The sequence below is a fragment of the Alicyclobacillus cycloheptanicus genome (assembly GCF_028751525.1).
In the GTDB taxonomy this organism is placed as follows: Bacteria; Bacillota; Bacilli; order Alicyclobacillales; family Alicyclobacillaceae; genus Alicyclobacillus_L; species Alicyclobacillus_L cycloheptanicus.
Genome location: NZ_CP067097.1, coordinates 108,649 through 133,000 on the forward strand (window position 1 = coordinate 108,649; position 24,352 = coordinate 133,000).

General features: G+C 59.1%; 24 protein-coding genes, 3 rRNA genes and 1 riboswitch. Of the genes, 2 read left to right on the forward strand and 25 right to left on the reverse strand.

The window, feature by feature from the left end; all coding sequences use genetic code 11:
• Positions 1 to 88: 88 nt before the first annotated feature.
• The 12 genes from JI721_RS00500 to JI721_RS00555 form a co-directional block, all read right to left on the reverse strand.
• Complete coding sequence (locus JI721_RS00500; RefSeq protein WP_274456143.1) at positions 89 to 439, reverse strand: YraN family protein; 351 nt, start codon at positions 437 to 439, stop codon at positions 89 to 91.
• A gap of 16 nt (positions 440 to 455) precedes the next feature.
• Positions 456 to 710 carry an EscU/YscU/HrcU family type III secretion system export apparatus switch protein gene (locus JI721_RS00505; RefSeq protein ID WP_274457938.1) on the reverse strand — a complete coding sequence of 85 codons (255 nt, stop codon included), beginning with the start codon at positions 708 to 710 and terminating at the stop codon, positions 456 to 458.
• The gene (gene fliK / locus JI721_RS00510) at positions 710 to 1,870 is read right to left on the reverse strand and encodes a flagellar hook-length control protein FliK (RefSeq protein ID WP_274456144.1); all 1,161 of its coding nucleotides are present in this window, start codon (positions 1,868 to 1,870) and stop codon (positions 710 to 712) included. Before fliK ends, JI721_RS00505 begins: the two co-directional genes overlap by 1 nt.
• Before the next feature lie 5 nt (positions 1,871 to 1,875).
• Positions 1,876 to 2,523 carry a ribonuclease HII gene (locus JI721_RS00515; protein WP_274456146.1) on the reverse strand — a complete coding sequence of 216 codons (648 nt, stop codon included), beginning with the start codon at positions 2,521 to 2,523 and terminating at the stop codon, positions 1,876 to 1,878.
• Positions 2,524 to 2,643: 120 nt separating this feature from the next.
• The gene (gene ylqF / locus JI721_RS00520; protein WP_274456147.1) at positions 2,644 to 3,549 is read right to left on the reverse strand and encodes a ribosome biogenesis GTPase YlqF; all 906 of its coding nucleotides are present in this window, start codon (positions 3,547 to 3,549) and stop codon (positions 2,644 to 2,646) included.
• 173 nt (positions 3,550 to 3,722) lie between these two features.
• Positions 3,723 to 4,064, reverse strand: coding sequence for a 50S ribosomal protein L19 (gene rplS / locus JI721_RS00525; protein WP_407654052.1), 342 nt, complete (start codon positions 4,062 to 4,064; stop codon positions 3,723 to 3,725).
• A gap of 128 nt (positions 4,065 to 4,192) precedes the next feature.
• Positions 4,193 to 4,900 (reverse strand): HlyD family secretion protein, encoded by a 708-nt coding sequence (locus tag JI721_RS00530; protein WP_274456149.1) that lies wholly within the window; start codon positions 4,898 to 4,900, stop codon positions 4,193 to 4,195.
• 162 nt (positions 4,901 to 5,062) lie between these two features.
• A complete protein-coding gene (locus JI721_RS00535) occupies positions 5,063 to 5,209 on the reverse strand; it encodes a hypothetical protein (RefSeq protein ID WP_274456150.1) in 147 nt (48 codons plus the stop codon).
• 81 nt (positions 5,210 to 5,290) lie between these two features.
• Positions 5,291 to 5,481: riboswitch (cyclic di-AMP (ydaO/yuaA leader) on the reverse strand.
• Between the two features lie 81 nt (positions 5,482 to 5,562).
• The gene (locus JI721_RS00540) at positions 5,563 to 6,375 is read right to left on the reverse strand and encodes a hypothetical protein (protein ID WP_274456151.1); all 813 of its coding nucleotides are present in this window, start codon (positions 6,373 to 6,375) and stop codon (positions 5,563 to 5,565) included.
• Entirely contained in the window at positions 6,368 to 8,032 is a 1,665-nt protein-coding gene (locus tag JI721_RS00545) for a hypothetical protein (protein ID WP_274456152.1), read from the reverse strand. Before JI721_RS00545 ends, JI721_RS00540 begins: the two co-directional genes overlap by 8 nt.
• On the reverse strand, positions 8,019 to 9,299 hold the full coding sequence (locus JI721_RS00550) for an O-antigen ligase family protein (RefSeq protein WP_274456153.1): 1,281 nt from the start codon (positions 9,297 to 9,299) through the stop codon (positions 8,019 to 8,021). The genes JI721_RS00545 and JI721_RS00550 overlap by 14 nt, the downstream gene beginning before the upstream one ends.
• A gap of 72 nt (positions 9,300 to 9,371) precedes the next feature.
• Positions 9,372 to 10,394 (reverse strand): asparaginase, encoded by a 1,023-nt coding sequence (locus tag JI721_RS00555; protein WP_274456154.1) that lies wholly within the window; start codon positions 10,392 to 10,394, stop codon positions 9,372 to 9,374.
• 152 nt (positions 10,395 to 10,546) lie between these two features.
• Between JI721_RS00555 and JI721_RS00560 the strand changes: the two genes are divergently transcribed.
• Complete coding sequence (locus JI721_RS00560) at positions 10,547 to 10,960, forward strand: hypothetical protein (protein WP_274456155.1); 414 nt, start codon at positions 10,547 to 10,549, stop codon at positions 10,958 to 10,960.
• Between the two features lie 89 nt (positions 10,961 to 11,049).
• Here the strand turns inward: JI721_RS00560 and JI721_RS00565 are convergent, their stop codons facing one another.
• Together JI721_RS00565 and JI721_RS00570 are read right to left on the reverse strand one after the other, a co-directional pair.
• Positions 11,050 to 11,289 carry a hypothetical protein gene (locus JI721_RS00565; protein ID WP_274456156.1) on the reverse strand — a complete coding sequence of 80 codons (240 nt, stop codon included), beginning with the start codon at positions 11,287 to 11,289 and terminating at the stop codon, positions 11,050 to 11,052.
• A 56-nt stretch (positions 11,290 to 11,345) separates the two neighbouring features.
• Positions 11,346 to 12,326: a M23 family metallopeptidase gene (locus tag JI721_RS00570; protein WP_274456158.1), complete on the reverse strand. Its 981-nt coding sequence runs from the start codon at positions 12,324 to 12,326 to the stop codon at positions 11,346 to 11,348.
• Positions 12,327 to 12,558: 232 nt separating this feature from the next.
• Here JI721_RS00570 and JI721_RS00575 point away from each other — a divergent pair, with 232 nt between their 5' ends.
• Positions 12,559 to 12,960 (forward strand): acyl-CoA thioesterase, encoded by a 402-nt coding sequence (locus JI721_RS00575; protein WP_274456159.1) that lies wholly within the window; start codon positions 12,559 to 12,561, stop codon positions 12,958 to 12,960.
• Between the two features lie 19 nt (positions 12,961 to 12,979).
• Here JI721_RS00575 and JI721_RS00580 read toward each other — a convergent pair whose 3' ends face one another.
• The 11 genes from JI721_RS00580 to ylxM all read right to left on the reverse strand — a co-directional run bounded on the left by JI721_RS00580 (position 12,980) and on the right by ylxM (position 24,322).
• Positions 12,980 to 13,954, reverse strand: a complete 975-nt coding sequence (locus tag JI721_RS00580) for an RluA family pseudouridine synthase (protein WP_274456160.1) — start codon at positions 13,952 to 13,954, stop codon at positions 12,980 to 12,982.
• 127 nt (positions 13,955 to 14,081) lie between these two features.
• Positions 14,082 to 14,198, reverse strand: a 5S ribosomal RNA gene (rrf, locus tag JI721_RS00585).
• A 199-nt stretch (positions 14,199 to 14,397) separates the two neighbouring features.
• Positions 14,398 to 17,349: ribosomal RNA gene (locus JI721_RS00590) — 23S ribosomal RNA — on the reverse strand.
• 321 nt (positions 17,350 to 17,670) lie between these two features.
• Positions 17,671 to 19,204: ribosomal RNA gene (locus tag JI721_RS00595) — 16S ribosomal RNA — on the reverse strand.
• Together the 16S, 23S and 5S rRNA genes form the textbook arrangement of a ribosomal RNA operon.
• Before the next feature lie 539 nt (positions 19,205 to 19,743).
• Positions 19,744 to 20,571 carry a tRNA (guanosine(37)-N1)-methyltransferase TrmD gene (gene trmD / locus JI721_RS00600; RefSeq protein WP_274457571.1) on the reverse strand — a complete coding sequence of 276 codons (828 nt, stop codon included), beginning with the start codon at positions 20,569 to 20,571 and terminating at the stop codon, positions 19,744 to 19,746.
• A gap of 112 nt (positions 20,572 to 20,683) precedes the next feature.
• Positions 20,684 to 21,223 carry a ribosome maturation factor RimM gene (gene rimM, locus JI721_RS00605; protein WP_274456161.1) on the reverse strand — a complete coding sequence of 180 codons (540 nt, stop codon included), beginning with the start codon at positions 21,221 to 21,223 and terminating at the stop codon, positions 20,684 to 20,686.
• Positions 21,224 to 21,342: 119 nt separating this feature from the next.
• Positions 21,343 to 21,765, reverse strand: a complete 423-nt coding sequence (locus JI721_RS00610) for a YlqD family protein (protein WP_274456162.1) — start codon at positions 21,763 to 21,765, stop codon at positions 21,343 to 21,345.
• A 39-nt stretch (positions 21,766 to 21,804) separates the two neighbouring features.
• Positions 21,805 to 22,038, reverse strand: coding sequence for a KH domain-containing protein (locus tag JI721_RS00615; protein WP_274456163.1), 234 nt, complete (start codon positions 22,036 to 22,038; stop codon positions 21,805 to 21,807).
• Between the two features lie 123 nt (positions 22,039 to 22,161).
• Positions 22,162 to 22,434 (reverse strand): 30S ribosomal protein S16, encoded by a 273-nt coding sequence (rpsP, locus tag JI721_RS00620; RefSeq protein WP_274456164.1) that lies wholly within the window; start codon positions 22,432 to 22,434, stop codon positions 22,162 to 22,164.
• A gap of 23 nt (positions 22,435 to 22,457) precedes the next feature.
• On the reverse strand, positions 22,458 to 23,963 hold the full coding sequence (ffh, locus tag JI721_RS00625; RefSeq protein WP_456151377.1) for a signal recognition particle protein: 1,506 nt from the start codon (positions 23,961 to 23,963) through the stop codon (positions 22,458 to 22,460).
• On the reverse strand, positions 23,960 to 24,322 hold the full coding sequence (gene ylxM, locus JI721_RS00630; RefSeq protein ID WP_274456166.1) for a YlxM family DNA-binding protein: 363 nt from the start codon (positions 24,320 to 24,322) through the stop codon (positions 23,960 to 23,962). The genes ffh and ylxM overlap by 4 nt, the downstream gene beginning before the upstream one ends.
• Positions 24,323 to 24,352 lie beyond the last annotated feature (30 nt).

Genomic DNA, 24,352 nt, shown 5'->3' on the forward strand with positions numbered 1-24,352 from the left:
ATGTCCGCCTGACAGCCGCTGCTCGGCAAGCGTCAGCCTGGCGGGGGCTGGCCCGTTCCGGCAACGGCCGGGCACCGTGACGAGACGGCTACGCCCATGCGTCCAGCGCGTTTCGAAAGTGTTCCAGGCCTGCGACCTGGTCCCCCCGCAATTCGATGGCGATGACGTCGACCCGAACGGAGGTATCTGGCTGCTGCGGCCGAATTTGCGCGAGCAGCAGCGGAACCAGCCTTCTGACCTGGCGCAGCTTGCCCGTCGCCACAGATTCCGCCGCCGTGCCGTGCGTTTGGCTCGATCTCGACCGGACCTCCACCACGACCAGCTGTGCGCCGTCGAGTGCCACAATATCGAGTTCACCCGCGCGGCACCGCCAGTTGCGGCACGTGACAGACCACCCCAACGTACGCGACAGGTACTGCGCGGCGAACGTCTCGGCCACATTCCCAATGTCTCGCTTATTCGGTCTGCCTGCGGTAGACAATGGCGAGCACCTCGGCAACCACCGCATACAATTCCTGTGGAATGACTTGATCTGTCTCCAACTGAAACAGTGCATTCACCAAGGACTCATTTTCATGAACAGCAACGTTTCCGGCTTCGGCCTGGCGCAAAATGGCCTCTGCCACTTCGCCGACACCCTTTGCGACCACCCGGGGCGCCGCATCGCGGTGACGCTCATAGCGCAAGGCGACCGCCCGTTTCGGAGGCATCACGGCGCTGGCCCCCTTTCATCTGCAGACGGCTTTAAGTCACTGACACTAAAGCGGTCCACGGTCCACCCCAGCGCCGCCATGCGCTGCTGCACGTCTGCTGCGTCAGCGGACAAGCGCTGGCGCAGTGCCGCATGGTCGGTTGTCACATGTATCGACAGGAGGGGACGTGCGCTGATGAGTTCCACCTCGACCGTACGGTGGTCAGGAATCGGAAGGGAGATTTTTAGGTAATGAACCAATCGCCCCTGGGAGGACACACGCGTGCGGCGCTCCGCTTGCCAACGCACGGCAGGCTGCCGCACATGTGGAGCCGCCGCCGGCTGACCCACACCCGCTGCGTACGGGAAGAACAAGCCGCCTCCGACTTGGGGCGACCCATCCATGCGCACAGAAGAAACCAGGCGATCGCTGAGCACCCATGACTGAAGGGTGTCGGGGTGCGAACTCTGTGCCACGATTTCGCGGTCCATCGCAGCAAATGGGACGACCGGCGGAGGACTCCCCTCCGGCCATGTCACGTGCACCGTGTCTGTCCCGTTTGCAGCCGCGCCCTGAGCCAGCGTGTCCCACAATAGACGAATGGCCCCCTGCAGGGCCGCTCGTCCGCTCACACTGCCCGCCTCTGGTGTTTCTTGTCCACCGTTGCCTGACGCCGGCACCGAAGCGGCAGCGACAGCAGGCGCCGCCGGAGCAGACGTTTGCTCCTGTGCGGGCGCGGGCTCAATCGGCGATGAAGCCGCCTTACCACCTGGTGTTGCTGCAGCAGACGCTGGCTGCTCCGTGGGTGCGGGCGCAGTCGACGATGAAGCCGCCTCACCACCTGGTGTTGCTGCAGCAGACGTTTGCTCCTCTGCAGGTGCAGACGCAGTCGGCTTCATCACCAGCTGCGCGTACAGTTGACTCACCAAACTCCGCCATGCCCATTCACTTCGCATGAGGACGGGACTCTTGAGAATTTCAACCGGGAGCATCGACTCCAGCACGTCATACAGCGCACGTTCATCACCAGACGCAGGGCTCAGTTCCCTGGCCTGACGCAGGGGATGCGCCCGATCGGCCTCCTGTGCACGCGCGGTTCGGCCGGTCGGCGCTGACGGCGCCTGCGTGCCGGAAATCCGTTCGCTCGGCGTCACAGCGCCCGGCGGTTTGACTTCCATTGCAATCACCTCGCTTCGATGAGCGCCTTCACTGGCCCAAATGTCGTGCGGTGATGCGGTGTCGGTCCGTACTGACGAAGCGCTGCCAAGTGCTCCGACGTGCCGTAGCCCACGTGTCGTTCAAACCCGTACATCGGGTACTGTTCTGCCAGTTTCGCCATCATCGCATCTCGTTCGACCTTGGCGACAATGGATGCGGCAGCAATCGACAGGCTTTTCGCGTCCCCGTCCACCACCGGAATGGCACGCACCTCATCCGCCGGAAACAGGGGAGCGTAAGGCCCGTCGACGAGCGCCGTGTCGACCTTGTGCGGCAGACCGGCAATCGCCCGGCCCATGGCGACCCGCGACGCGACCAGGATATTCAGGTGATCGATTTCCGCCACCGTGGCGACGCCAACCGCGACCGCGACCGCCGACGCCGTGATGTGCTGGCAGAGTGCCGCCCTGCGCGCCTTCGTCAGCTGCTTGGAATCGTTGATACCCACCCAGTCTTCCGGCTTGCCGCCCAAAATCACAGCGGCTGCAACCACCGGGCCGGCTAAACAGCCCCTGCCAGCCTCGTCGACCCCTGCCACCACGGCGACGCCTTGTGCCGCCCGACGGTCAAATTCCCATAGTGTCTGGCACACTTGGTGCCAATCTTTTCGCATTCCGCAGTCGTCCTTCCGAACTCGTCCATCGGTTCCTGCTGCTCTCAGTCTAACGATCCACCTGGCGTTGCGCCAGAGGGTCGAGAAGAAAACGTGGTCTGATAGGACAAATCCATCGCATCACAAATTTATGTATTCGGTGCCCACTCCACCGGGTGCCCACTCAAACGTGAGCCGCCCGAGCTGTCCAGTCTGGAGTTCCCGCAGCACTAACTCCGCGGCGCGTTCGGTATCATGGACCCCGCCAGCCCGCATCAATCCGCGGCGCTTGGCGATGGCTTCGAGCACAGGCGCTGCGACGTTCCACGCCTCCTCGGCGCTGGCCTCCATCTCCGGCAACGGATCCAGGGTGTACCGGGCCTCCAGAACGCCAGGGTAATGCTTGGAGCACCAAACGATGAAATACGCGCAGACGGCCGGCAAGTCGATGACTTCCGCCTTCACTGCGCCGCTCATCGCGAGCGCAAACGCCCCCGCCTCGTCATCCAGTTTGGGCCACAAAACGCCCGGGGTGTCCAGCAGTTCCACGTTTCCCAACCGGATCCACTGCTGTTGTTTGGTGATGCCCGGCCGGTCGCCCGTCTTCGTCGCCGCCCGTCCCGCGAGCCTGTTAATCAGTGAGGACTTGCCGACATTGGGAATCCCGACCACCATCGCCCGCACGGCACGCGGCCGGATGCCGCGTTTCGCATCCCTTTCGCGCTTCGCCGTGGTGGCACGTTCCAGCGCCGGGATCACGTCACGCACGCCGTGGCCCGTACGCGCATCGATGCCCACGATTTGCAGGCCCTGTTCACGAAAGTAGCGCACCCAGCGCTCGGTCTGGGCTGGATCGGCTAAGTCTGTCCGCGTCATCACCACCGTCCGCGGTTTCGTTCCGCTGATTTCGGCCAGCATCGGGTTCGCGCTCGCCAGCGGCAAACGGGCGTCCACGAGCTCGAGCACGGCATCCACTCGCTTCAATGACTCCGTCATTTCCCGCCTCGCCTTTGCCATGTGTCCGGGAAACCAATGGATTGGCTGCACGTGATGTCCCTCCTTCCGCACTTGCGTTGTCTTGTATGGTATAGAGGTTGTCCGAAAACCGCCTTCACAAAAACACGGGAGACGGCTATGCGTCCCCCGCAGTGTTTGTGTCGCAGCTTCGCTGCAACCTAAGTTCAAAACAGGATGGCCTCGCAACGCGCTTTCGCGCGGCGTCAGCGAATTTCCTTGATGCGAGCAGCCTTGCCGCTCAAGCCGCGCAGATAGTGCAACTTCGCGCGACGCACCTTGCCTCGGCGAACCACGTCAATCTTCTCAATCTTCGGCGAGTGTACCGGAAACGTGCGTTCCACACCGACACCGTAGGAAATCTTGCGGACCGTGTAAGTCTCGCTGATTCCGCTGCCACGCCGGCGAATGACGATGCCTTCAAACACCTGGATACGTTCGCGCTGTCCTTCACGGACTTTCACGTGTACGCGCAGCGTGTCACCAGGACGGAACGCCGGAATATCCGTACGCAATTGTTCCCTTGCAATGGTTTGTAACAGGTTCAACACAGAGGCCTCCTTCCCACAGGTGTTCGTGCCAGCCGTTCTGACAGAGGACCACCGTAATCAACGCACACCATTCTAGCACAGCCGGGCTGGGCATAGCAATGGATTCCTTGCGGGACGTGTCATCTTCAAGTGGTGGACCTGTGAATGCGCACGGAAACACTCATTCCCGGCAGCAAGTTCTCTCCGCCGTATCCTGACAGCGAAATTTTCACAGGCACGGTCTGTGTCACCTTCGTGTAAGTGCCGCTCGCCGAGTCAGACGGCGGAATCAGCGAGAAAAAGGAGTTGGCCGCAAGTCCGATGGACTCGACGGTCCCTTTCAACGAAAGGTCTGGGTAGGCGTCGATATAGACGTCCACGGTATCGCCGACATCAATGTTCCGCAGCGTGGTTTCGTTCAGATTCGCCACGACATACAGCTTGGAGAGGTCGACAACTTCACCGAGCGACTGGCCCGGAGCGACCAGTTGCCCCGCCGTGGCCGTTGTATTCACGACCGTCCCGCTGATGGGGCTCTCTATCTTTGCCGCGTTTGACACGGATTTGACGACCTGTGGATTAGACGCCGCCTGACCCAGCTGCTGCAATTCAGCAGACGTCGAGACGTGCCCCAGCACTTCTCCCGCGGTAACCGTGGTGCCCGAGGACACGTTCCAATCGGACAGCGTCCCTGGAATCTCCACATTCAGCGGTACGACCTGGCCTTCAATGGTCGCATTGTCCGTACTGACGTAATGCGTGGACTGATAGTAGTAGCTATAACCGCCATAGAGCGCTGCCAAAATCACGATGAATGCGATCACGTTCAACAGCACGACACGCCGAACGTTCATATGAAAGTTCCCCTTCCCGCCGGTTGCAGCCGAATCGTTTAGCCAAGAAACATTTTAACACACAGCGCATCTGTCTCCAAGCAAGCCCCGTGAAAAAAGCATGAAAAAAGCCCCCGGGCGGGGGCTGACACGCAGCTTGTCATCATCTTCACGGTTTCTTCATCAGGTCGGCGCGTCGAGCTTCGGTTCGGTCGTGTCCGTCAAGAGCATTTCGCCCTCATCCAGCACAATCGGCTGAACCTCCCTGTTCAATGCCTGCACAATTTCCAGGTCTCTCCAGAACTCTGGCAACTCAGGCTCCCTGTTCATATCCATCCCCCCGATTGTGAAATCAATCGCGGGTTCCTTTGGATTCGGTTCGGCTTGCGTCATCTGTCCGACGCATGCCGGACTTCGCGACCTATACGCTTACGGAGTTAGCTGACGGGTTCGGGAGTAGGCTCTCCCTACGCGCACTGCGCGATTCACCCCTGCACGATGACCGCCGGCAGGTTTCTTCAGCGGTGCTGTCCGAAACCTTCCATGTCACCGAGCGATAGATTGGGTTCTCCGCTTCCATTGGAACTCAGCGATAGTTTACGTAATTCATTATACCCATATTCTCCAATCTTGACAACGAAAGATTCTGGAATGGGCTTGTTCCCTCGCGATGTGCCGCGAGACTATTGTTGATCGATGTACTGGTTCACCAGCGTCGTTGGTATCTGCACTTGTGCCAGTTTCTCATTGTTGATGTCAAACAGGACGGCGTGCACCTGATTCACCAGCGACCCGGTCCCGGGTGCCCCGCCCGTCGTCAAGAGGTCCACCTCGCGAATCTGGCCGCTGGTTTTGCCGATATAAAAGGCAGCCATCACATCCCCTGTGAGCGTCCCCGCCGCCGCGGCACCGCCATCGGCGGGGATGGACCACAACGTCTGCCCCTTCAGCGCCTTTGCCGGGATGACCGCCTCGTAGACCGAGCAGTACTCATCCACAACGTACTGCTGCTTGAAGGCGTAGACAGGCACGTTCGCCTTGGACGCCGCCGAAATCAAGGAAGCGTAAGAGTCATACAGGTTGATCTCCGTCAAGGGTGTCGTGGTGGCCCAGACGCCGTTCTCCCGTTCAAATGCGGAGGTTCCCTGCTGATAGTACTGCGACGAAACGCCGTTCATGCTGAGCGTCAGGGCAGCGCGGTTGGGCAGGTTCACCTGGCCGTACATCGTCATGGTGTTGCTGTTCGATCCGTTTTGCACATTCATGCTCATGTTCACTGCGTACACCTTCACCCGCTCGCCCAGATGAGCAGCAGACAGCAGCGGTGCCCATCCAGCCTGTACACGCGTCCCCTGCTGCAGGGGCAGCAATTGCCCGGTGGTGGGGGCGATATTGCGCTGCGGCGCCGGTGAACACCCGGCCGTGACGCCCAAAAGCGCAGCCACGGAAAGGCCCAAGCTGGCGCGTTGAAGCAGTGATCGACGCAAGTTACGCATGGGTCTCGCCTCCTCTCCCACGGCGCGTATTTTCCCGCCAGCGCCACAGCCAGCCCGCCGCGATGACGATGGCGAGCAGGACGGACGCCGCCGGAACCACAGGTAAACGATGTCGTTGCAGCAAGATGTATTGCCCGGTCCCTGCGATGCCGGTCAGGAGATAGGTCGGCCCACCCTTGCGGAATTGAACCGACTGGACATTGGAGACATTGGTCCGATACACGCGCCAGTTGCGCACCAGGTTTCCATCCCGGTAGGTGTACGACGTAAAGTAATTCGTCGTCGACGGCTGCAGCACGCTCGGGTCGTCCGTGATGATTTCCGGCTGTTTGTCCCCTGCGAACAGGACGGACGTCTCGAAGCGGAACGACAAGTCTGGCGCCTGATACAGCTGCCGCCATGTCCCGTCGCTCTGCGCCTCGAGAATGGTGGCTGGACTGCCGTTGACAAACACGACATCACGGCCGCTGGCATCCACAGGCCCAACGAACAAATCGTTGGACAACGGAAGGGCGGACGACCCGTGGTACGTCGCCAGCACCTTGCCCTTGCCCTGCAGGGAGACGACCTGTAAGGTATTCATCCCTTCCACGAGCAGCTGTGACTGACCCGGCGCGGTGAACGAACCCGTGCCAACCACACGGTTCGCGGAAACAGGGACGTCAATGTCGTGCCCATTCACGACACCCGACAGTACCCCTCCTTGAATTCGCAGGCTGGACGGATCCTCCGTACCGCCGAGTTGCTGCAAGACGGACTGCCAGTTTTCCTCCTGCTCCTTCTGAACATTGAGGCTGAGCGCCATGGCGTTCTCAGGGAGCTGTGCGGGACGAACCCCCATTTCCACCTGCTTGGCCGGATCGACCGCTGGCGCAAAATATTCCACCACCATGCCGTTCTCCACGCTGAAGTGGGCAATCGTGAACGGGAACATGGGATTGAGTTGGTTTGGATTCAATTTTTCCAAGTCCTGAACCGTCGGTGCAGTCGTTTCAAGTTGACCGCTGCTGGTACTTTTCAGCTCGACGAGCCGATAGCGGTTCCCGTAGGAGGCCAGCAAGTCTGCCAGACTGGAGGAAGCCGTCCCGGCTTGCGCCGCCGTTTTCAGGAAATCCGTCTTCGAGTCATTCAACTGCTCCAGCGTGATGACCGCCTCGCCGGACGAGGTGGGAATCTCCGCGAACGGCAGCGCATGAAAGGCTGCGTTCGACACCGACAGTGTACCGTTGCGGACGATCCAAAAGTGCGTGTAGAAAGGCCATTGTGTGAACGGCACGAGACTGTTGACAACCACCAGCACGACGGCCGTGAGGAGCAGCCGCAGCGGCCGCACCCGTCCAAACCACCACGTCAATCCGATGAGTGCGAGGCACATGACAACGGCCAGGACAATCCGCTTTGCCAGTTCATCTCCCGTGACAGACGCAAGGCCTTGTCCTAAGAGCAGGCTGAACAACGTAAACGTCACCCAGCGGCGCCGGTGACTGCTGGGCAGCCCCAACAACCAGATGACGACAATCAGAACGTCGGCAACCACCCCGAGAATTCCGTAATCCTGTACGAGCGGCGTCAACAGCCAGATGTTGCACGCATTCACGAACACAGACCATAGCAAATAACCGAGCCAATTCAGTTGAACCCTGTTACGTGCGCTCATGACGGACCTCCCCGTCGAACCCACGGCTCCAAATCAGCAGCAGTGTGGCATAAATGAAGTAAATACTCACCATCGGCGCGTATTCAAACACATTTTCGATAAAGTTGTGGAACAAGACGGCCAACAGACCGATGAGACCGCCGATGACCACGTACTTCGACCGGCCGGCTGCACGGCGAACGGCATGTTTGAACAAGTCCGCGAACAACGAAAGATGCAGGGCGATAAACAGCGTCAATCCAACCAGGCCCGTCTCGCCCAGCATTTTCGCATAGTAGTTGTCCGAATATGTACTGTAATTGAAATCCGACGCAACCGCCCCGCCATAGTGGCCGAGTCCGGCGCCGAACAACGGATTACCGCTCATCACGCCAAACGCCGTGATCCACTTCGCAATGCGTCCGCTCTGACTGGCCTTCAGCAAGTAGACCGGCGAGAACAAATCGGCAATGCGGTGATGGATAGGCGGCAGAAAGAACGCGATAACGGCGACTATGACCAGTACGATGAGCAAACGACGCTCGACGAGGGCGGCCACGACGAGCAGCGCCAGCGTGAGCGCGAGCCAAGGTCCTCTCGCCATCGTGAACACGAGACTTGCCCCGCACACCACAACCCCAAAGCAGTAGAGTCCTTTGCGCCACTTATCACGTTCGTACAGCGCCAAGCCCGCGACCAGGGGCGTCATCATCGCCATGTACGAACCCATTTCGTTCGGACTCACCATAACGGAAAAAACGCGTGTCCGCACCTGTTCATTGACGTCGGACCAAGTACTCGGAATCGGGGTTTTCATCACGTATTGATAGACACCATCCACGCCAACGAGTATCGCCACCAAGGCGGCCGCGTGGAGCAGCTTCGGCACATCGTCCGGTTCCACCAAGAATGGCAGCAGCAAGGGGTACAACATATAGTAAATGTCCATGCGAAACCCTTCCAGCGCCATTACCGGATGCGACAAATCCGAAAACATAAGCGCAAATACATACAAGATAAACAACAACGCAACCTGCTGCCAGCGCAGCCACGTCGGGCGCACGCCGGAGACATATCGTGCACAGGCTGCGATGGCCAGGACCAGCAAAACAACCTTGTCCCAAATTGCGCCCAAGGGATGAAGCCCTGGCAGGTATCGCAGTGCGTAGTCCACGATGGGAAACGCAACCAGCGCGTAAATTGACCAACGCACATAGCGATGGTTTGTCAGACCCGCGATTTGTGCCTGACTGCCGCTGATACCCGCGTCCGCGGTCTGTCCATTCAAGTAATGTCACCTCGTTCATTCAAACTGCATCGAATTATACCACACCATTGGGACGCCAGCGGAAATCGGCGGCTATTTGTCGGTCTCATGCGGTGGTCTGAGCGTGAAGGCGGTCTGCAACGAACCGACCACGGTGCCCTGGTGATTCTTCAACTGCGGGCGGTGAAACGATGCGAGCGCGTCGATCACGTCCTTATCCACCACCTGCGCCTGTCGCAGCGCCTCGACCACGGATGGGTACGCGGCGCGCGCATTTCCGTCATCCACCTTCACACACAAGCCAAACCCTTGTGGGGCGATTCCGACGCAATATACCCCCTCCGCACCTGCCTTGCCGAGGAGCGTTCCTTGCCCAGCCTGCATGAGCGCGGTGCAGAAGCGGTCTGTCCCCGCAACCAGGTGAGGATGAGACATCATCGCCCGCGCGATCCGACGCATCGCCCTGGCCCGGCCGTCCGGCATATCCTCCGGATCGGCGAAGCGTGCAAAGGCCAGCGCGAGATTTCGGATCGGCATCCCGAACACGGGCACACCGCACCCGTCCGTACCCAGGACCAATTGACTCTCGTCGAGGTCACAGACTTCCCGTACCACAGAAAGGACGGCTTGCTGCACCGGATGGTTCACATCCAGGTAAGTGTCCAAATCGGCACCGAGGAACTTGGCCAGCGCCAACATCCCGGCGTGTTTTCCGGAACAGTTGTTGTGAATCGCACTCACCTGCGTACCGCTGCGCAGCAGCGCCTCGTAACTTGGCTGGTGATACGGGGGGTGCACTCCGCACTGCAGCGCGCTCTCCGGAACGCCAATCCGGTTGAGAAACGCGCGCACCTTGGTCACGTGCATCTCCTCTCCGCTGTGCGACGCGCAGCACAGGGCAATTTCTTCATCAGACATGGCAAAGGCGTCAGCCGCACCGCTTTCCACCAGCGGCAGCGTCTGCAGCGGCTTTGCAGACGACCGTGCATAGGTCACCCGTTCCCCGTCGCCGACTGAAGCCAGGAGCCGACCGGCGCGATCGACCAGTGCAATATCACCCATATGGCGGCTCTCGGTGAGCGCACCGCGCACCACGTTCACTAATAACTCACTCAACCCTATCGCCCCTTCGTGTCTTTGAAACTCTGATGAAATTCGATTTGCATGGCTGCTGATGCATGGGCCGCCGCAGCCAGCACGGCCGGCACCATAATTCACGTGCAACACGGGAACACTACCCGCACGTATCCCACACAGGAGGCCAGATCATGCCCATCTCAGACGACTTGCTTGCCATCGCGCAAGAGATTCAATCCTTTGAGGCGGAAGGCGCCGCCTTGTCCGATGACTGGTATCGATTCGAACGCGGAACGACGGAAGACCTGGAACAGTTGAAGCGTCTGGCTGACCAGAGCTTTGCGCGGCTGACAACGCTCGCAGACCGGCTGCAAGCGCGATTGCGCCAGCAGCACCCAGGACCGGAGCGTGAGCGGTTGCAACACGCCTACGAACTCACACAAGAGCTTCTGCAGTCGCGCGCGGCGAATCGTGAACTCCTCGAGGACATGCTTGCACCAGGCGACGCACAGCAGTACTTCGAATTCTTTCGCGCGTTGGCCATCAAGGAACAAGCGGCGAAAGCACAGGCAGAAGAACTCACGCAGCTCCTCTCCTCCCAGTGATTCCAGCACAATCCCCTTAACCCCAGTGAAAACCCCCGTCCAAGTCGGCCTGGTCGACTTCGAGAGACCGCGTTGGACGGGGGTTCTTCTCAGAACAGGTGCCAGTGACGCCTTCGAATCACCCTGCCTCGCATGACGGGCGGCAATTGCAAGCGTGTCTGCCGCCGCCAGCCTCGAACTGCAAGCACCGCCAAGTATACAAAAAACAAAATGACCAGTGCTGTCACAATCCACCCGACGGTTCGATTCTGAATCAAAATCAACGCCAGAATTTCAAACAACGCAGCGCCAGAGGCAAACCAAGCCAAACGGCGAAGCATCTTCCCCATCGCACAAGCCCCCTACGAATCCATCATTCCCATTGTACGGGGCAGTGAGAGGAAGTTCAATCGATCGGCGGCGGAATGATTTTCTGCGGCAAACGCTGCCACACGGAGAGCGGTCCCGCTGGATTAAACGCCCATTCGTGCTGGCCCACATCGCGGTACATGCCAAAATGAAGGTGCGGCGGAAAGCGTCCCGCAGTGCCCGGTGGTCCATAGCCCGTGTTGCCCACGTAGCCAATTACCTGCCCAGGCTGGACCACATCACCAATGTGGATGCCTTTTGCGTAGCTCGACAGGTGCGCGTAATAATAGTAGACATTGTTCGTGTCTCGCAAGCCAATCCGCCAGCCGCCAAAGGGATTCCACCCTTTTACCTCCACGTAGGCCGTCGAACACGCCAGCACCGGCGTACCATAGTCCGCAAAAATGTCCACACCCTCGTGACGGCGCCGTCCTCCGAAGCTGCGGCCCGCGCCGAACGTGTACTTCACGGTGTAGTTGTACCGCTTCGCAAGCGGAAAGCAGTGCCGCGTCGGATGAAGCCCGTACTGGTCGAAAATACGTTCAAATGCAAACACGCGATCGATCGCGATTTCGTCCTGAAACAAGTCCCACACCGCAACGTCGACGTCCTCCGCCTCTGTGTCCAACCACGCCGCCAGCACCGGAATTCGGTCGTTTGCATCCCAGGGCAGCGCCAACATGTCGTGATTGTGGTCCTGTCCAATACCGCCAAACAGGTCAATCGACCACGGATTGACATCCGACCAGTCTGGGTTGCCAATCCCCGCCCAGAGGGCCGGTTCAAACGCGTACCCGTAATACGGCGCCGCCTGCCTTTCCGATTTGGTCTTTGACAATTCCGCGTACCGGTCAATCGCAGCCAGCAGTGTCCACGGAATGTCATACTCCCGCGCTGCCTCCTGGTAAACTGGAACGAGCGGATCCTGCGAGACAGCGGCAAAAACAGGACGCTGCACCCACCCCGTCAAGGCAAGCACCGCGATACATGTGGCACCCGCAGCGGCGGCCGTTTTCAAGCCGCTTCACCTCCTGGACATAAAAACATTCAGCAGTTACCCTGTCCAAGGGTCACACCATCTATGCTGGCCAATGTTGGATGCAGGCAGCGGGGCCGTGCGGCGTGCCGTTTGGACGACATCGAGCCGCAGACGAACGTGCTGTGCCCCCGGCTCTTGTGCCCCCATCCCATGCTTGTGATATGCTGAGGGCAAGCGACAGGCAAACCACTTGTCACCCGGAGGCGTACAGATGGCAAATCAATCATCGATTGAAATTCTGGTTCGTTCCACTGAGATTGACGTCAACGGCCATGTGAACAACGCGAAGTACCTGGAGTACCTGGAATGGGGCCGCGAGGACTGGTTCGAGCAGCGAGGACTGGACTACCAGACCCTGAAAGCGTTAGGCGTAGTCACCGTCACCGCACATATCAGCGCGGACTATCGGAAAGAGGCTGTACAAAATGACCGGCTTCGCATCACGACCCGGCTCGCTGAAGTAGGCAACACCAGCATGAGGATGATTCAAGAAATTGATAACCAGCGCGAGGAACGGGTGCTCGACGCAACGGTCATTCTGGTAACGGTCGATCCCGACCGCCACACGAAGGTCCCGGTGCCGGAACGCATTCGACGTGAACGGTCGGCATGATGGACTGGGTCAGGCCGCCTCAAAAGGTTTCAATCTGCTGCAAGTCCTTCGCCGTGTAGCCTAATCGACGGAGCACGGCAGTGAAGTCAGCCGGCAGAGGGGCATGAAAACGGCGACCGTCCGGCAGTTCCATCCAAGCTGCATGCAGCCACTGGTGCTGGTCTGTGCCGTCCCGGTCGCTCACTCTGCCGCCGTACTTCACATCTCCCCACAGCGGATGCCCGATTCGCTCGAAATGGGCCCGAATCTGGTGCGTACGCCCACTCACCAGGTCCACCTTCGCAACGCTGGTCCGCCCCGTGGTCGCCTTTCGCTCGTATCGCGTCAAGGACGCCTTACCGACAGACGCCGCTGCACGCCGAGACGCATCTGGGTCGACCGCGAGCGTCCGATTCCCGCGGTCCGTTCTCGATAATGGGACGTTAATTTCGCCCCGTTCGGGTAAGACACCCCGAACAATCGCCAGATACCACTTCGACACATGGTGCGCGGCAATTTGCTGCGCCAGCTCCGCCGTGACAGCGTTTGTCTTGCCGAAAATCACCAGACCACTCGTATTGCGGTCCAGTCGATTCACCGGCGCGGGCGCAAACACTTGATACGCTGTCGGATCGCGATCGTACAAATACGCCAGTACCCGGTTGACGAGTGTGTCCTTCTGCTCGTTCCCGGCCCCGTGCACCAGCAAACCCACCGGCTTGTTCACGACAATCAGCGATTCATCTTCATGGATGATCTCCACGTCCCGCGATACACCGCCAAACTTTCTCGCAGGCTTACTTGCGCGCGCAAAGTCCTCCTCCGCCATATACAGATGGATCACGTCGCCCGCCTGCACGACCTGTTCGCTCTTGCCTCGTTTTCCGTTCACCTTGACCCGACCGGTCCGCAGCATCTTGTAAATGCCCGACAGTGGCACGCCCGGCAGCAACTGACGTATGTATCGATGCAGCTTCTTTCCTTCGTCCTGAGGTTTCACGAGAACGTCTATCAACCTGCGGCCTCCCGACAGATAGTGTCATCCGTATTGTAACCGATTCATTTCGTTCACTCGCACTCGCGCCACGACGCGTGCGCCAATGCAACAGGGCCCAGCAAAGTGCTGGGCCCTGTCTTCTCTCGCCTGGCGGCGTCCTACTTTCCCAGGGGTCTTCACCCCAAGTATCATCGGCGCTGGAGGTCTTAACGGTCGTGTTCGGGATGGGTACGCGTGTTTCCCCTCCGCCATTGCCACCAGACCTTCGCTTGTCCATATGCTTCGTATTGCTTCGTCACGTTCCCTCGCTCGTCGGTCACGTACATCCTTGTACGCTCCCATCCTCGCTCGTTCCGTTCCTCGCACTACTCGCATCTGTCCAAGCTCTCATTGCAAGGTCTTGTACCTTGCAAACCAGATAACGACTTTCCCCTATGCTTCCCGTCTTCCCCAACACCACGCTGGTGAAGCCCTCGACCGATTCGTATCCGTCCGCTCCACGTATCACTACGCTTCCACTCCGGACCGATCTACCTCATCTTCTTTGAGGGGTCTTACTCCGTTGACCGGATGGGATACGTTATCTTGAGGCTGGCTTCGCGCTTAGATGCTTTCAGCGCTTATCCATCCCCGACTTGGCTACCCAGCGCTGCGCCTGGCGGCACAACTGGGACACCAGCGGTCGGTTCATCCCGGTCCTCTCGTACTAAGGACAATTCCTCTCACGTATCCTGCGCCCGCGGCAGATAGGGACCGAACTGTCTCACGACGTTCTGAACCCAGCTCGCGTACCGCTTTAATGGGCGAACAGCCCAACCCTTGGGACCGACTTCAGCCCCAGGATGCGATGAGCCGACATCGAGGTGCCAAACCTCCCCGTCGATGTGGACTCTTGGGGGAGATCAGCCTGTTATCCCCGGGGTAGCTTTTATCCGTTGAGCGATGGCCCTTCCACTCGGAACCACCGGGTCACTAAGCCCGACTTTCGTCCCTGCTCGACCTGTCCGTCTCGCAGTCAAGCTCCCTTTTGCCTTTACACGCACCGCGCGATTTCCATCCGCGCTGAGGGAACCTTTGGGCGCCTCCGTTACCTTTTAGGAGGCGACCGCCCCAGTCAAACTGCCCACCTGACACTGTCCCCGCCCCTGCTTCAAGGGGCCAGGTTAGAAGACAGGCATCTCAAGGGTGGTATCCCAACGTCGACTCCACACAGGCTGGCGCCCATGCTTCTCTGTCTCCCACCTATCCTGTACATGACATACCCATCTCCCATATCAAGCTACAGTCAAGCTCCACGGGGTCTTTCCGTCTAGCCGCGGGTAACCTGCATCTTCACAGGTATTACAATTTCACCGGGTCTCTCGTTGAGACAGCGCCCAAGTCGTTACGCCATTCGTGCGGGTCAGAACTTACCTGACAAGGAATTTCGCTACCTTAGGACCGTTATAGTTACGGCCGCCGTTTACTGGGGCTTCAATTCAGAGCTTCGGGTTTCCCCTAACCCCTCCTCTTAACCTTCCAGCACCGGGCAGGCGTCAGCCCCTATACTTCGCCTTTCGGCTTCGCAGAGACCTGTGTTTTTGCTAAACAGTCGCTTGGGCCTTTTCACTGCGGCTCTCTCGAGCGCCCCTTCTCCCGAAGTTACGGGGCCATTTTGCCGAGTTCCTTAACGAGAGTTCTCCCGCGCGCCTCCGTGTTCTCCACGCGCCCACCTGTGTCGGTTTCCGGTACGGGCACCTCATAACTCGCTAGAGGCTTTTCTTGGCAGTGTGAAGCTCAGGACTTCGGTACTGTTCTTCCCTCCCCTTCACAGCTCAGGCTTCCCAGCGTGCGGATTTGCCTGCACGCCACCCTCGCTGCTTGGACGCCCTCTTCCAGCCGGGCGCTTCCCTGCTCCTCCTGCGTCACCCCTTCGCTCATGCGCTATTCGGTGGTACGGGAATTTCCACCCGTTGTCCTTCGACTACGCCTCTCGGCCTCGCCTTAGGTCCCGACTTACCCTGGGCGGACGATCCTTCCCCAGGAACCCTTGGGCTTTCGGCGGACAAGATTCTCACTTGTCTTTTCGCTACTCATACCGGCATTCTCACTTCCATGCGCTCCACCAAGCCTCCCAGCTCAGCTTCTCCGCCCATGGAACGCTCCCCTACCATGCATTCCTGCATCCATAGCTTCGGTGTCCAGTTTAGCCCCGTTACATTTTCCGCGCGGCAGCACTCGACCAGTGAGCTATTACGCACTCTTTCAATGGTGGCTGCTTCTAAGCCAACATCCTGGTTGTCTGTGCACCGCCACATCGTTTCCCACTTAACTGGCACTTCGGGACCTTAGCTGTTGGTCTGGGCTGTTTCCCTTTTGACCACGGATCTTAGCACTCGTAGTCTGACTGCCAAGGTTGATAAAACGGCATTCGGAGTTTGACTGAACTTGGTAACCCTGGTCGGGCCCCGCACTCAATCAGTGCTCTACCTCCGTCCCTCTTCCCTTGACGCTCGCCCTAAAGCGATTTCGGGGAGAACCAGCTATCTCCGGGTTCGATTGGAATTTCTCCCCTACCCCCAGTTCATCCCCCGGCTTTTCAACGCCGGTGGGTTCGGGCCTCCATGCGGTGTTACCCGCACTTCACCCTGACCAGGGGTAGATCACCCGGTTTCGGGTCGATGACAACGAACTATCCGCCCTCTTCAGACTCGCTTTCGCTGCGGCTCCGGCTTTCCCGCCTTAACCTCGCTCGTCATCATCACTCGCCGGTTCATTCTACAAAAGGCACGCCGTCACATGTCACGCATGCTCCGACTGATTGTAAGCACACGGTTTCAGGTTCTCTTTCACTCCGCTCCCGCGGTTCTTTTCACCTTTCCCTCACGGTACTATCCGCTATCGGTCGCCAGGGAGTATTTAGCCTTAGGAGGTGGTCCTCCCGGATTCCCACGGGGTTTCTCGTGTCCCGCGGTACTTGGGTCCTTGTGCCACGAAGCTGATTCTGTTTCGCCTACCGGGCTCTCACCGTCTCTGGCCGGCCTTCCCATGCCGTTCGACTACAGACTCAGTTTCTCACTTCGCGACGGCCTTGCAGTGCCCTCCGCACAAGTCCCGCTACCCCAGTCCTGCAACGGCTGCAACCTTTTACACAGCACTGGTTTGGGCTCTTCCGCGTTCGCTCGCCACTACTTGCGGAATCACGTTTGTTTTCTCTTCCTCGGGGTACTGAGATGTTTCAGTTCTCCCGGTTGCCTCCACTTACCTATGTATTCAGTAAGCGGTACTGACCCATGACGGTCAGTGGGTTCCCCCATTCGGACATCCACGGATCCATGCTCGCTTACAGCTCCCCGTGGCATTTCGGTGTTCGCCCCGTCCTTCGTCGGCTCCTGGCGCCTAGGCATCCTCCGTGCGCCCTTCCTACCTTCACCTGTTTGCGTCCTTCGATCCGCTTCGGACTGCTTCGTCGCCTTCGCGCGCTCGTCACTCACGTACCCTACAGTACGCTCGTTTCCTCACGCGTTCGGCTCCTCGCATTCCTCGCGTCTCAAATTCCGCATGCTCACAGTTACCCACTGTGTTCGTGTCGGTTTGACTTCTTCATAGGAGTCGTTATCCAGTTTCCAAGGTACATTCCGGCTCTCGATCTGCTTTCGCACATCCAAAGCCCCTTTGAGTTCACCTGCCTGCTTGCGCAGTTTTGGCTCCCTCAAAACTAAACACGCACCGCGACAGTGCCTCTTACTCCGTAGAAAGGAGGTGATCCAGCCGCACCTTCCGATACGGCTACCTTGTTACGACTTCACCCCAATCATCAACCCCACCTTCGGCGGCTGGCCCCCTGACGGGTTACCCCACCGACTTCGGGTGTTGCCGACTCTCGTGGTGTGACGGGCGGTGTGTACAAGGCCCGGGAACGGATTCACCGCGGCATGCTGATCCGCGATTACTAGCAATTCCGGCTTCATGCAGGCGAGTTGCAGCCTGCAATCCGAACTACGAACGGCTTTCAGGGGTTTGCTCCACCTCGCGGTCTCGCTTCCCGTTGTACCGCCCATTGTAGCACGTGTGTAGCCCAGGACATAAAGGGCATGATGATTTGACGTCATCCCCGCCTTCCTCCGACTTACGCCGGCAGTCAACTGTGAGTCCCCACCTTCACGTGCTGGTAACACAGTTCAAGGGTTGCGCTCGTTGCGGGACTTAACCCAACATCTCACGACACGAGCTGACGACAACCATGCACCACCTGTCTCCCCTGCCCCGAAGGGAAACCGCATCTCTGCGGCTGTCAGGGGGATGTCAAGCCCTGGTAAGGTTCTTCGCGTTGCTTCGAATTAAACCACATGCTCCACTGCTTGTGCGGGCCCCCGTCAATTCCTTTGAGTTTCAGTCTTGCGACCGTACTCCCCAGGCGGAGTGCTTATTGGGTTTCCTTCGGCACTGAGGGTGGTACCCCCCAACACCTAGCACTCATCGTTTACGGCGTGGACTACCAGGGTATCTAATCCTGTTTGCTCCCCACGCTTTCGTGCCTCAGCGTCAGTCACTGTCCAGCAAGGCGCCTTCGCCACTGGTATTCCTCCGCATATCTACGCATTCCACCGCTACACGCGGAATTCCCCTTGCCTCTCCAGCACTCAAGTTACGCAGTTTCCAAGGCATTCCCAGGGTTGAGCCCTGGACTTTCACCCCGGACACACGCAACCGCCTACGCACGCTTTACGCCCAGTGATTCCGGACAACGCTTGCCCCCTACGTATTACCGCGGCTGCTGGCACGTAGTTAGCCGGGGCTTCCTCTCTCGGTACCGTCTCTCAAGGGGCTTTCCACTCCCCTTGCCGCTCTTCCCGAGTGACTGAGCTTTACAACCCGAAGGCCTTCTTCGCTCACGCGGCGTTGCTCCGTCAGGCTTGCGCCCATTGCGGAAGATTCCCTACTGCTGCCTCCCGTAGGAGTCTGGGCCGTGTCTCAGTCCCAGTGTGGCCGTCCACCCTCTCAGGTCGGCTACGCATCGTCGCCTTGGTGAGCCGTTACCCCACCAACCAGCTAATGCGCCGCGGGCTCCTCCATCTGCGGTGCATTTGCACCTTTCCCAGCGAGCAGATGCCTGCTCGCTGCCTATCCGGCATTAGCACCCGTTTCCAGGCGTTATTCCGGTCAGTTGGGCAGATTACCCACGTGTTACTCACCCGTCCGCCGCTGACCCCGAAGGGTCCGCTCGACTTGCATGTATTAGGCACGCCGCCAGCGTTCGTCCTGAGCCAGGATCAAACTCTCAAAAAGGTTTGTCTTGCTCATTCGACTTTCGTCGATTAAACTACACTGTCGCTTTCTTGCGTGTTTAGTTTTCAAGGAACCAACATTGCCTTCCGCTTCACAACTTGTCTCTCGTTTGGCGGTTCAAACATCTTACCACACATCCACTCCAAAAGGCTACTGGATGTTGTTGGTTCATACCGGGTCAACGTGGAGAAAAGCTTGATGTGACGCGGAATTTCGGGTGGTATTCAACCCGGCCGCCTCGGCGGCGACATCGACTAATATACCACGCTGGATAGGCGAGATCAACTGGTATTCGTGCCCAACTCGCGCTTTTTTTATTCAAACCGAAGCAATCTCCATGTGAAGCCCAGCGCAAGACGCTTCATTTTCCCTGAACCCCTCCACATTCCTCGTCATACTTATGAAGTAGGCCGCGGGCGGCGCATATGGGATACAGGTCAGGCGCCGCCCACCACGGTCACACCACAACCCGTCCTCCACACAAGCGCCGTTTCGTTCCTACACCTCACTGCCATCCGGTCGAGGCCGCAGCACCGGCGCTACGGCACATCAATGCCGCTCAAATCACCCGACGTCCAGCGGCGGACCCACTGCCGCTCTTCATCGGACAACTTCCGGCGCGCGAGCAAATCCGGACGCCGCTGCCATGTGCGGTACAACGAATGCATTCGCCGCCAGCGGGCCACCTCCTGGTGATTGCCCGAGAGTAACACCGGCGGCACTGGCAGTCCCCGATACACCGCCGGCCGCGTATACTGCGGATACTCCAGCAGTCCATGGGCAAACGAATCATCATGTGCGGAGGACTCGTTGCCAAGCACGCCAGGCACCAGGCGAACCATCGTGTCCACCATCGCCATGGCGGCAATTTCGCCGCCCGTCATGACGAAGTCGCCCAGCGAGATTTCATCCGTGGCCAGGTGTGTGCGCACGCGCTCGTCGAACCCTTCGTAATGCCCGCAGATCAGCACCAGCCGCTGCCCGCACGCCACCAACTCCGCCGCCACCGCCTGCGTGAACGGGCGGCCTTGCGGAGACAGCAAAATGACGCGATCGCTCAGCTTCCCCCCCGGCGCGTGACCGCCTACCGTCTGATGACCCGCCGCATCCTCGCCGACGGCGGGCGCACGCTCCGCCACGTCCCCGTCGTCTGCATCGGCCGCGCTCGACGCCTGCTGGAGCGACTCCACTGCGCGAAACAACGGATCCGGCTTCAACAGCATCCCCGCGCCGCCGCCAAACGGCGCATCATCGACCGTATGGTGCCGATCGTCCGTGAAATCCCGGAAGTTCACCAACTCCACCTGCAGCAAGCCGCGTTCAATCGCACGCTTGATGATACTCTCCGAGAACACACCGCTGAACATGTCCGGAAACAGCGTCAAAATGGCAACGCGAAGCGCCCGCCCGCCTGGTGCATCACTGCTATCCGTTTCCGATCGCGATGCTGCAGCCGCCGGCGGCTCGACGCGCGAAAGCTCAGTGCTCATTCGGCTCCTCCTCATCCAGCAGCCCAGGCATCAAGAACACAGTCATCACACCCTGTGCCACGTCGACGTTCAACACGCACTCTGGAATCGCCGGCAGCAGGAGGTCCCGCTTCGACACAGGCCCCCGCACCACATAGACATCGTTCGCCCCTGGCGTCAGCACTTCAACGAGTTTCCCCAGGTACGTCCCGTCTTTCGTTTTCACATCGAGCCCAATCAACTCATGCAGGTAATACGTCCCCTCTGGGAGGTCCAGCAGCTGTGTCTCATCCACGCACAGCTCCATGCCCTTCCAGTGTTCGACATCGTTGATCGACGGCAAGTCGCGAAACGCCACCAGCCAGAACTGCTTGTGGCGCCGCGCCGAGCGTACCTCCACCTCTTGGAAGGGGGTCGATCCCGGCTTGCGCACGAACAACCGTGATCCGCTGCGAAACCGCTCGTCCTCGAAGTCCGTTTTCGACAGCACCTTGACTTCCCCGCGAAGCCCATGCGTACCCGTAATGACTCCGACTGTGTAATACGCCACCTGATTCGTCCTCCATTGATGCACGACAAGGCCGACACCAGGTTTGGCGTTGGCCTTGTGCTTGACACCCGTTTCAATTCAATCCAGCGCGGGCAACACCCCGCGGCCCCAGCGCACCGTCACTCCTGTACCGATTCCCCGCCGCGGCGAATTTCGTGGACAACCCCATCCTTAATGATGATTTCCGCGCCCCGGAGGATTTTCCCCCAGTCATCGCCGACGCGAACTTCAACGTTGGTCTCCACGTTCATGTTCTGAATCTCGGTGCCAAGTTCCATCTGCTGAATTTGCTGAATCTGTTGAATCAGCTGATCGCGCTGTTGAACCCGCGCGGCCTTCTCCTGCTCAAACCGCTGGCGAACCTGCTGAGCGACGTCTCCGCCCTGCGCCATGGCCTGCTCGACAGCCTGTGCACCTTGTGCCTCCAATTGTTCTAACTCCGCAGTCAAACGCTCAATCTGCCGGCGATGCTCGCTCAGAATCTGCTGTTTCGTGGACTCCGTCAAAATGAATTTGACAGCGACTGGCTGGCGAATCAGCATCCTTTCGCCCCTTTTCGGAAATTCGATTCACGTGCGTCCTTACGGCTCCGCGATTTCCAAGACAACGCGTTGATTCTTGCGATACGCCGCTGCGCTGATGACATTGCGCATCGCCTTCGCAATGCGCCCCTGGCGGCCGATGATCCGACCGAGATCAGCCGGATCGACCGACAGATGATACACTACCACGTCTCCTCGTGTCTCTTCGGTGACAGAAACAGCCTCTGGATGTTCCACAAGGGACTGCGCCAGAAATACGACAAGTTCCTTCATATGGCCCCCCCTGTCCGCGTACGGACCGGAAACAGCTTGTCGATGACGACCACCACGGACATCGACGTTTCACTCCCGAGCACGATTCGACGGTCGTCTACCTTGCCGTTCCTGCAATCCTGGTTACTTCTGCAGCTTTGCTTCGTGGAACTTCTTCAGAATCCCTGCTTCGTGGAACAAGTGCCGAACCGTATCGGACGGCTGAGCCCCCGTCTGCAGCCAGCGCAGCGCCTTCTCCTCGTTGATGTTGATCTTCGCCGGATCGGTCAGCGGATTATACGTGCCGATTTCTTCGATAAACCGGCCATCACGCGGAGAACGAGAATCCGCCACGACCACACGATAGAATGGAGACTTCTTTGCACCCATACGCTTCAGACGAATCTTTACTGCCATCTTCATACACTCCTTGTCGCCGGCTATTTGCGGCGTTTTTTCTTATGTCGTCGGCGATGGTCCGCCGACCCCGAGCCACGTTCGGGCAGGCCAACGCCCTCCAGCCCTGCAGGCAGACCGCCGTCCCCCGCAAGTCCTTCGAGCCCCTCGAGGCCCTCCATGCCGCCCAGTCCCTTCATGGATTTCAGCGCTTTTTGCGCCCCGCGGAGACCAAGCTTCTTGCCAAACCCGCCGCCAAACCGCTTCATCATCTGGCGCGTTTGTTCAAACTGATTCAAGACTTGATTGACTTCGCGAACAGTCACACCGCTGCCGTTGGCCACGCGTCTCCTGCGGCTCGCGTTCATCACGCTTGGGTCCTGCCGCTCTTCCTTCGTCATCGACGAAATAATGGCGTCAATGCGCTGGAACCGTTTGTCGTCCAAATTGACGTTTTCCAGCCCCTTCAACTTGTTCGCGCCCGGAATCATCTTCATGATTTGGTCAAGCGGGCCCAAGTTGCGAACCTGCTGAAACATGGCACGAAAATCATCCAGGGTGAACTGGGCGGAGAGCAGTTTTTTCTGCATCTCCTGTGCCTGTTCCATGTCGACGGTTTCCTGCGCCTTCTCAATCAGGCCAAGCACGTCACCCATGCCGAGGATGCGCGACGCAAGCCGGTCGGGATGGAAGACTTCGAGCGGTTCAATCTTTTCGCCCATCCCTGTGAACTTAATCGGACATCCCGTGACGGCTCTCACCGTCAGTGCCGCACCGCCGCGTGTATCGCCATCGAGCTTCGTCAGAATCACGCCCGTGATGGACAACTGCTCATGGAACGTCTCGGCGACATGAACGGCGTCCTGTCCTGTCATCGCGTCCACCACAAGCAGCACTTCGTTGGGCGTGACGGCCTGCTGCATCCGGGACAATTCATCCATCAGCTGCTCGTCGATATGCAGGCGGCCCGCTGTGTCGACGATGACCACATCTGCACCAAGGCGCGTCGCTTCCGCGATGCCCTGCTGCGCGATGCGAACCGGATCGACCGACGTCCCCATCTCGAACACGGGGATGTCAATTTGTTTCCCGAGCACCTGCAGCTGTGTAATGGCAGCCGGACGGTAGACGTCGGCGGCCACCAGCAGCGGCCGATGGTCGTGCTTCCGGAAGGAAAGCGCCAGCTTCGCAGCGGTGGTCGTCTTCCCTGCACCCTGCAGGCCGACGAGCATAACCACGGTCGGGGGCTTCGGCGCCATGTTGAGCCGAGCCGCACTGCCGCCCATCAGCTCGGTCAATTCCTCATGCACAATCTTGACGACCTGCTGTCCAGGCGTGAGACTTTTCTGCACATCCTGCCCAACGGCGCGTTCACGGACGCGATCGACAAACTGCTTGACCACTTTCACGTTCACGTCTGCCGCGAGCAGTGCTAATCGGACTTCGCGCATGGCAGCCTGTACGTCCTCTTCGGTCAATTTGCCTTTCGACCGAAGCTTCCCCAGTGCCTTTTGCAGACTGCTTGACAGGCCTTCGAACACAGCGCTCACCCCGTTTCGATTTGGTATTCTCTGGCCAATGCTTCGACGCACCGATTCATGGACGCCGCCTGTTCTGGCGGCACATGTCTTCGCGCTTGATGCCAGGCTGTACAAAGCGAATCAACGAGTGTGCGCTGCCGCGCGTGAGCCTCCAGCAGTCCAAGCGCTGACTCATAGGACTCCAATTGGAGCGCCGCGCGGTGCAAATTGTCATGGACAGCTTGTCTGGTGACGCAAAGCTCGGCTGCGATTTCCGCCAGCGACCAGTCGTCGAAATAATAGAGTTCGACGATTTGCCGCTGCCGTTCGGTCAACAACGCACCGTAAAAATCGTACAAGTCGCCCACGCGCGTGACTTTTCCTATCATACCGGGCTCATCGTTCACTGTCAAGTACAC

Excerpts from the sequence above, each read along its gene's own strand:
- JI721_RS00515 (WP_274456146.1), bottom strand. The coding sequence starts at position 2,523 with ATGCGAAAAGATTGGCACCAAGTGTGCCAGACACTATGGGAATTTGAC.
- JI721_RS00615 (WP_274456163.1), bottom strand. The coding sequence starts at position 22,038 with ATGAAGGAACTTGTCGTATTTCTGGCGCAGTCCCTTGTGGAACATCCA.
- JI721_RS00545 (WP_274456152.1), bottom strand. The coding sequence starts at position 8,032 with ATGAGCGCACGTAACAGGGTTCAACTGAATTGGCTCGGTTATTTGCTA.
- fliK (WP_274456144.1), bottom strand. The coding sequence starts at position 1,870 with ATGGAAGTCAAACCGCCGGGCGCTGTGACGCCGAGCGAACGGATTTCC.
- JI721_RS00560 (WP_274456155.1), top strand. The coding sequence starts at position 10,547 with ATGCCCATCTCAGACGACTTGCTTGCCATCGCGCAAGAGATTCAATCC.
- JI721_RS00530 (WP_274456149.1), bottom strand. The coding sequence starts at position 4,900 with ATGAACGTTCGGCGTGTCGTGCTGTTGAACGTGATCGCATTCATCGTG.
- rpsP (WP_274456164.1), bottom strand. The coding sequence starts at position 22,434 with ATGGCAGTAAAGATTCGTCTGAAGCGTATGGGTGCAAAGAAGTCTCCA.
- JI721_RS00610 (WP_274456162.1), bottom strand. The coding sequence starts at position 21,765 with ATGCTGATTCGCCAGCCAGTCGCTGTCAAATTCATTTTGACGGAGTCC.
- ylxM (WP_274456166.1), bottom strand. The coding sequence starts at position 24,322 with ATGATAGGAAAAGTCACGCGCGTGGGCGACTTGTACGATTTTTACGGT.
- JI721_RS00535 (WP_274456150.1), bottom strand. The coding sequence starts at position 5,209 with ATGAACAGGGAGCCTGAGTTGCCAGAGTTCTGGAGAGACCTGGAAATT.
- JI721_RS00565 (WP_274456156.1), bottom strand. The coding sequence starts at position 11,289 with ATGGGGAAGATGCTTCGCCGTTTGGCTTGGTTTGCCTCTGGCGCTGCG.
- trmD (WP_274457571.1), bottom strand. The coding sequence starts at position 20,571 with ATGTTCAGCGGTGTGTTCTCGGAGAGTATCATCAAGCGTGCGATTGAA.
- JI721_RS00505 (WP_274457938.1), bottom strand. The coding sequence starts at position 710 with ATGCCTCCGAAACGGGCGGTCGCCTTGCGCTATGAGCGTCACCGCGAT.
- JI721_RS00540 (WP_274456151.1), bottom strand. The coding sequence starts at position 6,375 with ATGCGTAACTTGCGTCGATCACTGCTTCAACGCGCCAGCTTGGGCCTT.
- JI721_RS00575 (WP_274456159.1), top strand. The coding sequence starts at position 12,559 with ATGGCAAATCAATCATCGATTGAAATTCTGGTTCGTTCCACTGAGATT.